Origin of the sequence: Streptomyces sp. NPDC007856 (assembly GCF_042868225.1) — a bacterium.
GTDB lineage: Bacteria > Actinomycetota > Actinomycetes > Streptomycetales > Streptomycetaceae > Streptomyces.
In genome coordinates this window covers 323036-338053 of the sequence record NZ_JBIAEC010000009.1, presented here as the reverse complement: position 1 = coordinate 338053, position 15018 = coordinate 323036, and the positions used below count along the sequence as shown (strand labels likewise).

The 15018-nt window shown below is 72.1% G+C and carries 8 protein-coding genes and 3 pseudogenes; 5 read left to right on the top strand and 6 right to left on the bottom strand.

The window, feature by feature from the left end; genetic code table 11:
* Positions 1 to 209 precede the first annotated feature (209 nt).
* The 5 genes and pseudogenes from ACFYOH_RS23175 to ACFYOH_RS23155 all read right to left on the bottom strand — a co-directional run bounded on the left by ACFYOH_RS23175 (position 210) and on the right by ACFYOH_RS23155 (position 4956).
* On the bottom strand, positions 210 to 2018 hold the full coding sequence (locus tag ACFYOH_RS23175; protein WP_388628406.1) for an ABC transporter ATP-binding protein: 1809 nt from the start codon (positions 2016 to 2018) through the stop codon (positions 210 to 212).
* Positions 2015 to 3721 (bottom strand): ABC transporter ATP-binding protein, encoded by a 1707-nt coding sequence (locus ACFYOH_RS23170; protein ID WP_388628404.1) that lies wholly within the window; start codon positions 3719 to 3721, stop codon positions 2015 to 2017. The genes ACFYOH_RS23175 and ACFYOH_RS23170 overlap by 4 nt, the downstream gene beginning before the upstream one ends.
* A 110-nt stretch (positions 3722 to 3831) precedes the next feature.
* Positions 3832 to 3948, bottom strand: a pseudogene (locus ACFYOH_RS23165) (response regulator transcription factor); the annotation flags it as partial.
* Between the two features lies 1 nt (position 3949).
* Positions 3950 to 4040 (bottom strand): annotated as a pseudogene (locus tag ACFYOH_RS23160) (ABC transporter permease); the annotation flags it as partial.
* Positions 4037 to 4956 (bottom strand): annotated as a pseudogene (locus ACFYOH_RS23155) (ABC transporter ATP-binding protein). The pseudogenes ACFYOH_RS23155 and ACFYOH_RS23160, both read right to left, overlap by 4 nt.
* A gap of 196 nt (positions 4957 to 5152) precedes the next feature.
* On the opposite strand from ACFYOH_RS23155, the gene ACFYOH_RS23150 reads away from it, so the two are divergent.
* From ACFYOH_RS23150 to ACFYOH_RS23140, 3 genes are all read left to right on the top strand, one after another.
* Positions 5153 to 6967: an ABC transporter ATP-binding protein gene (locus tag ACFYOH_RS23150; protein WP_388628400.1), complete on the top strand. Its 1815-nt coding sequence runs from the start codon at positions 5153 to 5155 to the stop codon at positions 6965 to 6967.
* On the top strand, positions 6964 to 8838 hold the full coding sequence (locus tag ACFYOH_RS23145) for an ABC transporter ATP-binding protein (RefSeq protein WP_388628397.1): 1875 nt from the start codon (positions 6964 to 6966) through the stop codon (positions 8836 to 8838). The genes ACFYOH_RS23150 and ACFYOH_RS23145 overlap by 4 nt, the downstream gene beginning before the upstream one ends.
* A 298-nt stretch (positions 8839 to 9136) precedes the next feature.
* Positions 9137 to 9661 (top strand): hypothetical protein, encoded by a 525-nt coding sequence (locus ACFYOH_RS23140; protein WP_388628394.1) that lies wholly within the window; start codon positions 9137 to 9139, stop codon positions 9659 to 9661.
* A 55-nt stretch (positions 9662 to 9716) separates the two neighbouring features.
* Here ACFYOH_RS23140 and glgX read toward each other — a convergent pair whose 3' ends face one another.
* Entirely contained in the window at positions 9717 to 11969 is a 2253-nt protein-coding gene (gene glgX / locus ACFYOH_RS23135; RefSeq protein WP_388628391.1) for a glycogen debranching protein GlgX, read from the bottom strand.
* Positions 11970 to 12257: 288 nt separating this feature from the next.
* Between glgX and ACFYOH_RS23130 the strand changes: the two genes are divergently transcribed.
* Together ACFYOH_RS23130 and ACFYOH_RS23125 are read left to right on the top strand one after the other, a co-directional pair.
* A complete protein-coding gene (locus tag ACFYOH_RS23130) occupies positions 12258 to 13481 on the top strand; it encodes an Ig-like domain-containing protein (protein WP_388628388.1) in 1224 nt (407 codons plus the stop codon).
* Positions 13482 to 13829: 348 nt separating this feature from the next.
* A complete protein-coding gene (locus ACFYOH_RS23125) occupies positions 13830 to 14993 on the top strand; it encodes an Ig-like domain-containing protein (RefSeq protein ID WP_388628385.1) in 1164 nt (387 codons plus the stop codon).
* The last annotated feature ends 25 nt before the right edge of the window (positions 14994 to 15018 follow it).

Here is a 15018-nt window from a genome sequence, read left to right as displayed (position 1 = left end):
GGTCGTCCGGGCAGAACGGGGCGGTACGCGGAACCAGGTGCAGGCCGGCTCACGCGAGCAGGTGTGACTGTGGGGTTGCTGTGAGTCGGCCTGGGAAGAGTGACAGGGGATCAGCATTTCTGTCAGGACCGCGTCACAAACTTGGCCGGAAATGGTTCGTTGACCGGATGTTCATGTTCGATATGCGGGACCGTCACCGGGGTGGAGGGTCATGAAGTCCCGTTCGCCGAGGCAGAGCCGGAGTCACCGTCGGTGTCCCCGTGCCAGGTGTGCCACAGCGCTGCGTACGCGCCGCCGGCCGTCACCAGGTCCTCGTGTGTGCCCAGTTCCGTCAGGCGGCCGTCCTCCATGACCGCCACCCGGTCCGCGTCGTGGGCCGTGTGGAGGCGGTGGGCGATGGCGATGACCGTGCGGCCCTCCAGGACGGCGGCGAGGGCGCGTTCGGCGTGCCGGGCCGTCGTGGGGTCCAGCAGGGCCGTCGCCTCGTCGAGGATCAGGGTGTGCGGATCGGCCAGCACCACCCGTGCCAGGGCGAGTTGCTGGGCCTGGGAGCCGTCGGTGGCACAGCCGCCCGCGCCCAGCCGGGTGTCGAGGCCCTCCGGCAGGTCCCGGACCCAGTCGTCGGCGCCGACCGCCGCGAGCGCCGCCCACAGATCGGCGTCCGCGGCCTCCGGTTCGGCGATCAGCAGGTTGTCGCGGACCGTGCCGAGGAAGACGTGGTGCTCCTGCGTGACCAGTACCACCTGACGGCGCAGCAGCTCCGGCTCCAGGTCGGCGACCGGCACCCCGCCCACCGTCACGGTGCCGGTCCCGGGCCGGTCGATGCCCGCGAGGAGTCTGCTGAGCGTCGTCTTCCCGGCGCCGGAGGGGCCCACCACCGCGAGCCGTTCCCCGGGCCGTACCGTCAGATCCACCCCGCGCAACACCTCGCCGCCGCGCTCATAGGCGTACCGGACCCCGCGCACATCGATCCGGTCGTCGGCCGGCCCGGGGGAGCGCGCGGTCTGCACCACACCCGCGGTCCTGCCGGACGGCGTCTGTGCCAGCCCCTCCACCCGCGCGAACGAGGCGCTGCTGCTCTGCAGTTGCTCCACGCGCATCAGGATCTGGTCCAGCGGCTCGGTGAACTGCCGCAGGTACAGCGCCGCGGCCACCACCGCGCCGACCCCGACCGCGCCCCGCTGGTGCAGCCAGCCGCCGAGCAGCAGCACGCCCGCCACGGGCACGGTGTACGTCACCTCGACCGCCGGGAAGAACACGGTCCGCAGGAACAGTGTGTAGAAGCGGGTACGGCGGGCCTCCTCCAGCGCGTCCCGGCTCGCCGTCACCCGCCGCTCGCTCAGCCCGAACGCCTCGACCGTCCGCGCCCCGGCCGCCGTCGAGGCGACGATCTCCGCGACCTGGGACGTGGCCGCGCCCTCGGCGAGATAGCCGTCCCGGGCGCGCCGCAGATACCAGCGCAGTGCCAGCCAGATCGGGGTCAGCCCGAGCAGTCCGAACGCCCCGAGCAGCGGGTCGAGCGCGAACACCGCGACCAGCACGAACAGCGCCTGCACGGTGTTGACCAGCAGCTCCGGGCCGATGTCCCGCAGCGTGGTGCCGACGGTCGCCACGTCCGCCGTGCCGCGCGCCGTCAGATCACCGGTGCCGGCCCGCTCCACCACGGACGCGGGCAGTGCCAGCACCCGCTCGACGTACTCCTCGCGCACCCGGGCCAGCGTCCGCTCCCCGAACCGGTACCCCACGAACCGCGCCCAGCGGGCCAGCAGCAACTGGGCCAGCGCGCACACCAGGATCCAGGGCGCGAGCCGGTCCACCGCGCCGACGCCCTGCCCGGCCCGCACGTCGTCCACGATCCTTCCGACCAGCCAGGGCCCGACCAGCCCCGCCCCCGCCGCGAGCGCGTTCAGCAGCAGCGCGGCGACGAACGCCCGCCCGTCGGCACGCACCAGCCGCAGCGCGGCCCGCCGCACCCGAGCCCGCTCGGCGACCGGCAACAGACCTTCAGCCGCCGTCACCGTACGACCCCCTCCGTGTCCCTGGCCACAAGCGCCCGGTAGCCCGGTTCCGTCGTGAGCAGGCGGCGGTGCGGGCCGCTCGCCGTGACCTTTCCGTCGACCAGGAACACGACCGTGTCCGCGTGGTCCAGGATCAGTGGCGAGGTGGACGTCACCAGCGTCGTACGGCCTTCCCGCGCCTCCCTCAGCCGCCGCGCGACCGTCGCCTCGGTGTGTGCGTCCAGGGCCGAGGTCGGTTCGACCGCGAGCAGCACCTCGGGGTCGGCGAGCAACGCCCTCACCAGACGCACCCGTTGGCGCTGACCGCCCGACAGGCTGCGGCCCTGGCCGGAGACCGGCGAGTCCGGGCCCTCCGGCAGCCCGCGTACGACGTCGTCGGCGGCCGCCGCGTACAGCGCCCGGCCGAGCTCCGCCTCGTCGGCGGTGCGCCCGGCGGCCACGACCTCTCGCAACGGCCCGGCGAACAGGTCGGCCTCGTTGTCCGCGACCAGGATCCGCCCGCGCACGTCCGCCAACGGGACCGCGTCCAGCCGTACCCCGCCCCAGGTGGCGTCGGTCGGCCCGAAGCGGCCGAGCCGGTCCACCACAGCGGCGGCCTCGGCGGGCCGGGCCGTGGCCAGTGCGGTCAGCCGGCCGGGCACCACCCGCACTCCCGACGCCGGATCGTGCAGCTCCGCCGGCCCCTCGGGGGAAGGCAGCGTGCCCTCGTCCGGCTCCGGCTCCAGCCGCAGCAGCCGTACGACCCGGCGCGCGGCCACCACGCCCCGGTTCATGTCGTAGGCCATCAGCACGAGGAAGGCGACAGGGCCGATCAGCACGGCGACATAGCCGTACACGGACACCAACTCGCCGACGGTGATGGACCCCTGGGCCGCGAGCCGCGCCGCGAGCCAGGTCACCACGGCCAGGAACAGGGTGGGCAGGCCCACGCCGAGCGCCTGCACCCAGCTGGCCGCCGCGCCCACCCGGTAGCCCTGCGCACGCAGCCGCTGCGAGTCCTGCCGGAATGCGTCCGCGAACAGCCCCTTGCCACCGAGCCCGTTGAGGACGCGCAGCCCGCCCGCGAGGTCGCCGATGCGCGCGGTCAGCACGCCCTGCCGTTCCCGGTACGAGGTCTCCGCGCCCTGGAGCCGCAGCGTCAGCGGCCCGGTGACCAGCGCGATCACCGGCAGCCCCAGCAGGACGACGGCGGCCAGCGGCGCCGAGACCGCCAGCAGCAGGCCCGCCACCACCACGTAGACCACGGCCGAGCCGACGCCCGGGCCGACCACGGTCAGCGCCTGTGCGATGGTCTTCACATCGCCGACGCCGATCGTCACCACCTCACCGGTCCCCGCGCGGCGCGGCAGCGTGGCCCCGAGCCGCACCACATGCCCCATGACCACCTTCACCGTGCGGAAGTTGGCATCCATCCGCACCCGGGTCATGGTGCGGTGCCGCATGATGCTCAGCCAGGCGTTCACCGACCCGAGCACGAACATCACCCCGGTCCACGCCGCCAGCACCCCCAGCCGCCCCGGCACCAGCCCCTCGTCCACGGCCCGCGCCATCAGATACGGCTGCGCGGCCAGCAGCACCATCCACACACTGCCCAGCAGCGCCCCGGCCACCGACCGCCCCGGCTGGCGCAGCACCAGCCACCACAGAAACCGCCAGCCGCCGCGCGTGTCCGGGCTGCCCGGGTCCTCGTACGCGTCGATCATCCATCCCCCGATCGGCTCGCCCCGCCGTGGATAACGTCGAACTTGGGAAACGTCGAACCTATCGGGGGCGAGGACGCCTGCTCCAGCCAATTAAGGCAGGGGTGGACCTGTCCGAGGATCCCCCGGTCGTACGCCACGGCCACCGCCGCCGCCCGGTCGTTGACGCCGAGCTTGGCGTACAGATGGGTGAGATGGGTCTTCACCGTCGCCTCGCTGATGAACAGCCGGCAGCAGCGTCGGGAACAGGAAGATCCAGAAAGCGGCGCCGGGTTCCCGGCGGAACAGCCGGAACTCGGTGCGGCAGGACGGCGGTGTTCATGCCGTGGCCTCCTTGGTTCGGCCGTCGGTCAGGTCCAGGAACGCGTCGTCGAGGGTGGCGTCCTGGACACGGAGCTGTTGGGCGGTGATGCGGCGTTGGGCGAGCAGGGTGATGACCGCGTTCACGGTCGCGTCGGTGCCGGAGAGCGTGATCCGGCCGTCCTTGCGCTCGATGGAGGCGATGGCCGGGAGGGCGGCGAGGTCATGGTCGTCCAGCGGGGCCGAGGGGGGGAGCTGATGACGGTGGCGCCCGCCGACCGGCGGATGAGCCCGGCCGGGGTGTCCAGGGCGGTCACCCGCCCCTTGTCGATCACGGTGATCCGGTCGCACAGCCGCTGCGCCTCCTCCATGAAGTGGGTGACGAGCAGCACGGTGACCCCGCTCGCGCGGACGTCCTCGATCAGCTGCCAGGTGTCACGGCGGGCGCGCGGGTCCAGGCCGGTGGTCAGCTCGTCCAGCACGACGACCCGCGGGTTCCCGACCAGGGCCAGCGCGATGAACAGCCGCTGCCGCTGTCCGTCGGACAGCTTGCCGAACCGGGTGCCGAGCTTCGGGGCGAGACCGAGGCGCTCGGCGAGCGGCCGCCAGTCGGCCGCGTTGGGGTGGAACGAGGCGTACAGCTCCAGCGTCTCACGCGCGGTCAGCTTCGGCTGAGGCTCGCTCTGCTGGAGCTGGGCGCCGAGGATCCTGGCGACCTCGTCGTGGTCGGCGACCGGATCCAGGCCGGCGACCCGGACCCGGCCGGCGTCCGGCACGCGCAGCCCCTCGACGCACTCCACGGTGGTGGTCTTGCCGGCGCCGTTCGGGCCGAGGATCCCGAAGACCTCGCCCTCCTCGACGGCGAAGGAGACCCCGTCGACGACGGCCCGGCCGCCGTACGACTTGCGCAGATCGGTGACTTCGATGACGGATGGCATGCTCCGAGAATCCCGGGCGGGTGGGACCCGGCACATCGGCCGTCTCGCTCGAAGCGGCATCGTCCGATCGGTTGATGCCGGCCTACGACCTCCCTGTGCGGAGGCTCGAACAGGCAGGTCGTAGGACCAACGGCGGACCCGGGTCCGGCCGAAACTCGGTGGGCGATGTCAGTGCCGGTCCGTACGCTCGCGAGTGATGCCCACGACACGTGCAACCACCGAGGACCGCTCCGCCGTTCGTACCCTGCTGCGGCTGTGGCCGTACGTCCGCCCCGTGCGGGCGCGGCTGTTCACGGCCGCGTTCGTCGCGATCGTCGCCTCCTGCACCGGTCTGGTGATCCCGCTCGTCCTGAAGTGGATCGTGGACGGGCCGGTCGCCGACCGGGACCCGGCAGGCGTCTGGCTCGGCGCGCTGTATCTGCTCCTCCTCGGGATCGCCGAGGCGGTCCTGTTCGGCATACGGCGCTGGCTGGTGGCCCGTCCGCTGTCGCATGTCGAGGCGGAGATGCGGGCGAGCCTCTACGGCCGGCTGCAGCGGCTGCCCGTCGCCTTCCACGACCGCTGGGCCTCCGGCCAGCTGCTGTCGCGCGGCACGACCGATCTGATGCTGCTGCGCATGTTCCTCGCCTTCCCGCTGACGTTCCTGCTGGTCAACGGGGTCACGATCCTGGTCGGCGTGGTGATCATGCTGATGCAGGACTGGGTGCTGGGCCTGGTCATCCTCGGTCCCGCGATCCCCGTGATGTGGACCTGCGCGGTCTTCGAGCGGCGGTACGCCCTGGTGGCGCGGCGCGCCCAGGACCAGGTCGGCGACCTGACGACGGTGGTCGAGGAGAGCGTGCTCGGCATCCGCATCATCAAGGGCTTCGGCCGGCACCGCAGCCAGGCGCGCGCCTTTCGCGAGCTGGCGGTCACCCTGCGCGGCACGGAACTGCGCAAGGCGCGGCTGCTCGCCGCGATCTGGGGTGTCATCGTGACGCTTCCCGAGCTGGCGATCGGGGCGGCGCTGGTGCTGGGTGCCATCCGGGTGGCCGACGGAGGGCTGTCGGCCGGGACGCTGGTGGCCTTTCTGAGTACGGCACTCGCGCTGCGGTGGCCCGTGGACTCCATCGGGTTCCTGTTGGCGATGAGCCAGGAGGCGGCGACGGCGACGGAACGCTACTTCGAGGTGATGGACGAGGTGCCGGAGGACGACACCGTCGCGGGCGGTCGTGCCGCTGGGGCATCCCGCGAGCGCGGGCGGGCGCGACCGGCCGACACCGGACTCCGGTTCGAGAACGTCCGGTTCCGCTACCCCGACGCACCCCCCGACTCCCCGCCCCTCCTCACCGGCATCGACCTGCACATCCGCCCCGGCGAGTCCATGGCCCTCGTCGGAGCGACCGGCAGCGGAAAGACCACCCTCACGGCCCTGGTCCCCCGCCTGCACGAGGTCACCTCGGGCCGTATCACCCTCGACGGCGTCGACATCAAGGCGATGTCCCGCGAGGAACTGCGCGCCAAGGTCGCCGTCGCTTTCGAGGAACCCACCCTGTTCTCCACGAGCGTCGGCGAGAACGTCCTGATGGGAGCCCCGGACGGCGCCGGAGGGCCGGACCTCGACCGCGCGCTCGCCGTCGCACAGGCCGACTTCGCATACGCCCTCCCGCAGGGCACCGACACCCGCGTCGGCGAGCAGGGCCTCAGTCTCTCCGGCGGCCAGCGGCAGCGCCTCGCGCTGGCCCGCGCGGTGGTCGGCAGACCGGAGTTCCTGGTGCTGGACGACCCGCTGTCCGCCCTGGACGTGCACACGGAGGCCGCCGTCGAGGCCGCGCTGCGGCAGGTCCTCGCCGACACCACCGCGCTGATCGTGGCCCACCGCCCGTCGACCGTGCTGCTCGCCGACCGGGTCGCCCTGCTCTCGGGCGGCCGGATCGCCGCCGTCGGCACCCATCAGGAACTGCTGCGCGGCAACGCCGAGTACGCGCATCTGATGTCCGGAGACTTCGAGGACACGGAGGACTCCCGTTGACCACCACGACCGCCTCCACTCCCACCGCCGAGGACGACGAACTCCCCGGCCCGCAGGGGCAAGGCACCGGCACCGACGCGGGCGACGTCTTCGACCGGGACGTACTGCCCGCCCCGCCCGGCGCCACGGCCGCCCTGCTGCGCTCCCTGCTCGCCCCCCTGCGGGCCCGGGCCGTGGTGACCACGCTCCTGCTGCTGCTCCAGCAGGCGGCGGTGCAGGTGGGCCCGCTGCTGGTGGCGTACGCCATCGACAGCGCCGTACCGGCGTTCCGGGACCACCGGCACGGACCGCTGATCGCGGTCGGCGTCGGCTATCTGCTGTGCGCCCTCGCCTCCGGGGTGCTGCAGTTCGCGTTCATCGAGGCCTCCGCGCGGGTCAGCCAGGACGTGCTGCTGGATCTGCGGGGCCGGATCTTCCGGCACGCGCAGGCGCTGAGCATCGACTTCCACGAGCGGTACACGTCCGGCCGGCTGATCTCCCGTTCCACCACCGATGTGGAGTCGCTGCGCGAACTCCTCAACGACGGGCTCCAGGAGCTGGTGACCGTCGTGCTGTCCTTCGTCTACATCTCGGCGATGCTGCTGTGGCTGGACCTCTCCCTGGGCGCGGTCGCGGTGGCCTCCTTCGTGCCGCTGTACCTGCTCGTCCGGATGTACCAGCGGCGGGCGGGGCGGGTGTACCGGGCGCGGTCGACGGCGATCGCGGCGGTGATCGTGAAGTTCGTGGAGACCATGAACGGCATCCGCCCGGTGCGCGCCTTCCGCCGGGAGGCGGCCAACGACGCCGAGTTCGCCGTGCTCAACCGGCGGCACGAGCGGACGAACGGGGACGCGCTGCTGGAGATGGCCCGCTATGTGGTCGGCTCCCGGCTGGTGGCCAACACGGCGGTCGCGGGGATCGTGCTGTGGGGCGCCTACCGGGTGGCGTCCGGCTCGCTGGAGCTGGGTGTGCTGGCGGCGGCGGTGCTGTATCTGCGCCGGCTGTACGACCCGATCGACCGGCTGGGGATGTTCCTGAACTCCTACCAGTCGGCCGCCGCCTCCTTGGAGAAGGTCGCCGGGCTGCTGGCGCAGACCCCGTCCGTGCCGGAGCCGGCGGCGCCCCGTGAACTCCCGCCGCTGGAGGGCGACTTGCCGGGGCGCGAGGTGGTCTTCGAGGGGGTGCGGTTCGGCTACCGTACCGGCGGCGAGGTGCTGCCCCGCTTCGATCTGACCCTGCCGGCCGGGCAGACGGTCGCGGTGGTCGGCTCCACGGGCGCCGGAAAGTCCACGCTCGCCAAGCTCCTCGCCCGCTTCTACGACCCCTCCGACGGCCGCGTGCTGCTGGACGGGGTGGATCTGCGCGAGCTGCCGGTGCCGGAACTGCGGCGCGGGGTGGTCATGGTGACCCAGGAGGCCTTCCTGTTCTCCGGCACGGTCGCCGACAACATCGCCATCGGCCGGCCCGAAGCCACCCGGGAGGAGATCGAGCGGGCGGCGAAGGCGATCGGCGCGCACGAGTTCATCAGCGCCCTGCCCGACGGCTACGACACCGATGTCCGCAAGCGCGGCGGGCGCATCTCGGCCGGCCAGCGCCAACTGGTCGCCTTCGCCCGGGCGTTGCTCGCCGATCCGGCGGTGCTGATCCTGGACGAGGCGACCAGCTCCCTGGACATCCCGGGGGAGCGGGCCGTGCAGCGGGCGATGTCGACGGTGCTGCGGGGCCGTACGGCGGTGGTGATCGCGCACCGGCTGTCGACCGTGGAGATCGCGGACCGGGTGCTGGTGATGGAGCACGGGCGGATCGTCGAGGACGGCCCCCCGGGCGAGCTGATCGGCGGCACGGGCCGGTTCGCGGATCTGCACAGGGCGTGGCGGGACAGTCTGGCGTAGGTGCGTGGTTCAGTGCGCGTTCACCCGGGCTATGGTGGGTGGTTGACGGGCGATCACGCGGGCTGTGAGGGGTGGCCGGCGAGCGGTCTCGCCGACGTCGGCGCCCGCCCGGACCTCTTCGCCAGGCCCGCCGTCAAGCCCGCGTCAAGACCTTGCCTCGCGCTGTTCTCGCGCGGATAAACGTTCAACCAAAGGGGCTCTCGGTCGGGCAAAGGGGTCTACTCGCATAGATGATCCCGGTGCTGTCATGCTCACGACCGCCCGGACTTCTGCCGGGCACCGCACCGGGAGACCCCACATGTCCCGAATATCGCGCCCCCTGGTGACCACCCTCTCCTCCCTCGCCCTCGCCGCAGCGGGCTTCACCGTCACCACCGGCACCGCCCACGCCGCCAGTTGCAGCCAGGACTACCTCCCCCTGCCCGACTCGGTCTGCACGCCCGGAGACCTCAACCCCGACGTCACCCAGGACACCATCGACTCGACCATCTGCGTCTCCGGCTGGACCGCGACCGTACGGCCCCCCAGCTCCTACACCACCGCGCTGAAGAAGCAGCAGATCGCCGAGTACGGCTACTCCGACACCAACCTCTCCGACTACGAGGAGGACCACTTCGTGCCGCTCGAACTCGGCGGCGCCCCGAGGAGCCCGGAGAACCTCTGGCCCGAGCCGCACTACGGCAGCGAGACGTCCGCGAACAAGGACACCGTCGAGAACAAGCTGAAGAAGGCCGTGTGCGCCGGTGACGTCAGCCTCTCCGACGCGCAGAACGCCATCATGACCGACTGGACGACCGCCCTGTCCAGCCTCGGCCTGAGCTGAGTCTTCGCTCCCCGCGAGGGTCGGTGTCCTCTTCCCGGAGGTACCGGCCCTCCCGTCACGCGGGGGCGACCCGCAGGAGCAGTACGGAGCGCCCCGGCACCGTGATCTCCGTGCCCGCCCGGTGGACCGTGTCCGGCGGCTCGGCCTGGTCCTCCCGGGAGGTGTCCACGATCACCTCGTACCGGTCCGCCCAGGGCCGGCCCGGCAGTGCGAAGACCGTCGGACCCTCGCCCGCGTGCAGGACCGCGAGGAAGCTGTCGTCCGCGACCGGTGCGCCCCGCTCGTCGCGGCCCGGGATGTCCCGGCCGGAGAGGTACATGCCGAGCGTGGCCGCGGGGGCGTACCAGTCGCCCTCGGTCATCTCCGTGCCCCGCGCGGTGAACCAGGCCAGGTCGCGCAGCCCGTCCGCCGAGTGGGCGCGGCCGGAGAAGAAGGCGCGGCGGCGCAGCACCGGATGCCGGTGGCGCAGGGCGATCAGCCGGCAGGCCAGGTCGAACAGGGGCCGCCAGGCCGGGTCGTCCAGCAGGGACCAGTCCAGCCAGCTGATCTCGTTGTCCTGGCAGTAGGCGTTGTTGTTGCCGCGCTGGGTACGGCCGAGTTCGTCGCCGGCCACCAGCATGGGCACGCCCGTGGACAGCAGGAGCGTCGTCAGCAGGTTCCTGAGCTGACGGCGGCGCAGGGCCCGTACCGGCTCGTCCTTCGTCTCGCCCTCGACCCCGCAGTTCCAGGAGCGGTTGTCGTCGCTGCCGTCGCGGTTGTCCTCGCCGTTGGCCTCGTTGTGCTTGCGCTCGTACGACACCAGGTCGCGCAGGGTGAACCCGTCGTGCGCGGTGACGAAGTTGACCGAGGCGTACGGCCGCCGGCCGCCCCAGGCGTACAGATCGCTGGAGCCGGACAGGCGGTAGCCCATCTCGCGGACGTCCGGCAGGGCGTGCCGCCAGAAGTCGCGGACGGCGCCCCGGTAGCGGTCGTTCCACTCCGTCCACAGAGGGGGGAAGGCGCCGACCTGGTAGCCGCCCGAGCCGATGTCCCACGGTTCGGCGATCAGCTTGACGCGCCTGAGGACCGGGTCCTGGGCAATCACCGCCAGGAACGGGGACAGCATGTCGACGTCGTGCATCGAGCGGGCCAGTGCCGCCGCGAGGTCGAAGCGGAAGCCGTCCACGCCCATCTCCGTCACCCAGTAGCGCAGCGAGTCGGTGATCAGACGCAGCACCTGGGGCTGGACGACATGCAGGGTGTTGCCGCAGCCGGTGTAGTCGGCGTATCGGCGGGCGTCGTCCTGGAGCCGGTAGTAGCCGCGGTTGTCGATGCCCTTCAGCGAGAGGGTCGGCCCCAACTCGCCCGCCTCGGCCGTGTGGTTGTAGACCACGTCGAGGATGACCTCGATGCCGGCCGCGTGCAGCGCGCGCACCATCCGCTTGAACTCGCCGACCTGCTGGCCCGTCGTACCGGATGCCGCGTAGGCGGCGTGCGGGGCGAAGTAGCCGATGGAGTTGTAGCCCCAGTAGTTGCGCAGGCCCCGGCGCAGCAGGTGGTCCTCGTGCGCGAACTGGTGGACGGGGAGCAGCTCGACGGCCGTGACGCCCAGTCTCACCAGGTGCCCGATCGCCGCCGGGTGCGCGAGGCCGGCGTAGGTGCCGCGCAGCTCCTGGGGGATGCCGGGGTGCAGCTTGGTGAAGCCGCGGACGTGCAGTTCGTAGATGACGGAGTCGGCCCACGGGGTCTTCGGCCGGCGGTCGTCCTCCCAGTTGTCGTCGTCGTCGACGACGACACCCTTCGGCACGTACGGCGCCGAGTCCCGGTCGTCGCGCACGGTGTCCGCCACGCGCTGCTCGGGCCAGTCCCGGACGTGCCCGTACACCTGAGGCGGCAGGCCGAACTCCCCGTCGACGGCTCGCGCGTAGGGGTCCAGCAGCAGCTTGGCCGGGTTCCAGCGGGCGCCGGTCCACGGGTCCCAGCGGCCGTCCACCCGGTAGCCGTACCGCTGCCCCGGCATCACGCCCGGCACGAACCCGTGCCAGATCTCGTGCGTCAGTTCGGTCAGCCGGATCCGGGTCTCGCGGCCCCGCTCGTCGAACAGGCACACCCGGACCGCCTCGGCCCCGGCCGCCCACAGCGCGAAGTTGGTGCCGGCGACACCGTCCGGGCCCACCCGGAACCGGGCCCCCAGCGGCGTCGGAGCGCCCGGCCACACCACCGGGGCCGGCACTGCGGCGCGCCGGGCGCCGTTCACCCCGGCGGGCTGCTGCCCGGTCCCGGCGGCCGGCTCCCCGGCCGGTGCCCGCTGCTCGGCTGCGCTCGTCACCTGTCGGCCCCTCTTTCAGTGGCTCGCCCCGGGGCGGCGCGGCCGGCCGCACCGAGGAGCCGAGGCTGCCCCGCAGCATCCTCGGCCGCCCGGTACGGCTGCGCCGCGACGGTCGGGGGCGCCCTCCGGATCGCGCTCGCACGTCCCTTCCAGCCGATCCGATCCAAGAGGGCGCCCCCTCCGGCGCGGGCGCGGCGGCTCCCCAGCGTGTCGTCCTTCCCTCTGTTCTGCCCAGTGCGTGCGTCGCACTCACGTTTCCCCGGAGCGGGCCCGGTCGTTGAGACTCGCGTGAGGCACGTACAAGGACGCGCGCGGCGCACGGGGGTCGCGCTGGCCGCCGTACTGACATCGGCGGCATTGCTGGCAGGATGCTCCTTCGGGAGCTCCGGAGCGCTCGGGCTGGGCGGAGCGCCCGGCAAACACCCGGCACCCGAGGACGTCATCCACGTCACCCCCGACGACGACAGCAAGGGCATCCGTCCCGACCAGCCGCTGCGCGTCGAGGTACCCGACGGGCGGCTGCAGAAGGTGACCGTCGTCAGGTCGCTGGACGCGCAGGACTCCCCGGTGCCCGGGCACATCGGCGCCGACGGCCGGACCTGGCAGCCGGACGGGGACCGGCTGGCGCTCGCCGCCAAGTACACCGTCGACGTCGTGGCCAAGGACGCGAACGGCCGCCGCTCGGCCCGGCACACCACCTTCGCCACGTTCGTCCCCGACCAGCGGTTCATCGGCTATGTCACCCCCGAGAACCGTGCCGTCGTCGGTACCGGCATGATCGTCTCGATCGACTTCAGCAGGGAGGTCACCGAGCGGGCCGCCGTCGAACGCGCCGTCCGGGTCAGCGCGCGGCCCCCCGTCGAGATCCGCCCGCACTGGTTTGGCAACAGCCGTCTCGACTTCCGCCCCGAGCAGTACTGGAAGCCCGGCACCGAGGTCACCGTCGACCTGAACCTGCGGGACGTCCAAGGAGCGCCCGGCGTCTACGGGTTGCAGGACAAGACCTTCGTCTTCACCGTCGGCCGCAGCCAGGTCTCGCTGGTCGACGCGGCCAGGCACATCATGCAGGTGCGCCGGGACGGCCGGCTGCTCGCCACCGTGCCGATCACCGCGGGCGCCCCGCAGAACCCCACGTACAACGGCAAGATGGTGGTGATGGACATGCAGGACGTCACCCGTATGAACAGCCGCACGGTCGGCTTCGGCGGTGAGTACGACATCCCCGACGTCCCGCACGCCATGAGGCTCACCGACTCCGGCACCTTCGTGCACGGCAACTACTGGTCGCCGGGCGCCCCCGGGCGGATCAACGTCAGCCACGGCTGCGTGGGCCTCAGGGACGTCAAGGGCGGCAGTTCGGCCACCCCCGCCGGCTGGTTCTTCGACCGCAGTCTCGTCGGTGACGTCATCGAAGTGGTGGGCAGCACGGAGAAGACCGTCGCACCCGACAACGGCCTCGGCGGGTGGAACATGAGCTGGAATGAGTGGAAAGCGGGCAGCGCGGTGAAGTAACCAGGCGAGGGGCCCGGTTCGGGCGGCGGTGCGGGCGGAAGTTGCGACGGAACGGTGACATTCGCCTGACACCCCGCTCAAAACCACGCGGTTAATATGCGCGCACCAATGTGGTGGGGAGCGGGCCTGGGCCAGGCCCGGCGAGGGGAGACCAACTTGAATACGCGGCCTATATCGGGGGCGTCGGTGGCGGGGCCGGGGAGTGAGCCGCAGGGGCGCGCCGGTGTCGGAAGGCCGACCGCGCGGAGGCCCGAAGGGGTGAGCACGGTCGGCCTCCCGACACCGGCTGGAGCGCCCCGGAGGCGAACGACCGACAAGACGGGGCGAGGCCGTAGGGGGCTGGCGCTCATGTCCGGCGCCCTGGTGCTCGCGCTCGCGGCGTGCGGCGGGGGAGGCGGGAAGGGTTCGGACGGCAAGGCCAAGGACTCCAGCACCCAGCAGGGCAAGCAGCAGTCCACCGCCGCCGTCACCATATCGCCGAAGTCCGGTGCCACCGGCGTCGACACCAGCGGCGCGCTGAAGGTGAGTGTCGCCAAGGGCAAGCTGACCGAGGTCACCGTCAAGGACGCCAAGGGCGCCACGGTCGCCGGCAGCGTCACCGGCGGGGGCGCGTCCTGGACGCCGTCGACCCATCTGGCCGCCTCCACCAAGTACACCGTGCACGCGGTCGCCAAGGACTCCGAGGGCCGCGAGGCCGCCGAGGACGCCACCTTCACCACCCTGACCCCGAGGAACACCTTCCTCGGCTACTTCACCCCCGAGGACGGCTCCACCGTCGGCGTCGGCATGCCGTTCTCCGTCAACTTCACCCGGGGCATCACGAACCCGCGGGCCGTCGAGAAGGCCATCAGGATCAGGACCGAGCCGGCCGTCGACGTCGAGGGCCACTGGTTCGGCAACGACCGCCTGGACTTCCGCCCCCAGCAGTACTGGAAGGAAGGCACCAAGGTCACCGTCGACTTCGACCTCGACGGGGTCGAGGGCCGCGCCGGCGTCTACGGCGAGCAGCACAAGACGATCAAGTTCACCATCGGCCGCAACCAGGTCTCCGTCGTGGACGCCAAGAAGCACACGATGAAGGTCACCCAGGACGGCAAGGTCATCAGGACCATCCCGGTCACCACCGGCAAGCCCGGCTACGACACCTGGAACGGCCAGATGGTCATCAGCGAGAAGCTGACGGTCACCCGCATGAACGGCGAGACGGTCGGCTACGGCGGCGAGTACGACATCAAGGACGTCCCGCACGCCATGCGCCTGACCACCTCCGGCACCTTCCTGCACGGCAACTACTGGGGCGGTGACGCCTTCGGCAACTACAACGCCAGCCACGGCTGCGTCGGCCTGCGCGACGTGCGCGGCGGCTACGACGGCTCCACCCCGGCGGCCTGGATGTTCGACCACTCGATCATCGGCGACGTGGTCATCGTGAAGAACGCCCACGACCGGACGGTGGACCCGTCGAACGGGCTCAACGGCTGGAACATGTCCTGGGCGGACTGGACGAAGTAGACCGTCATCGACGTACGGACCCGGT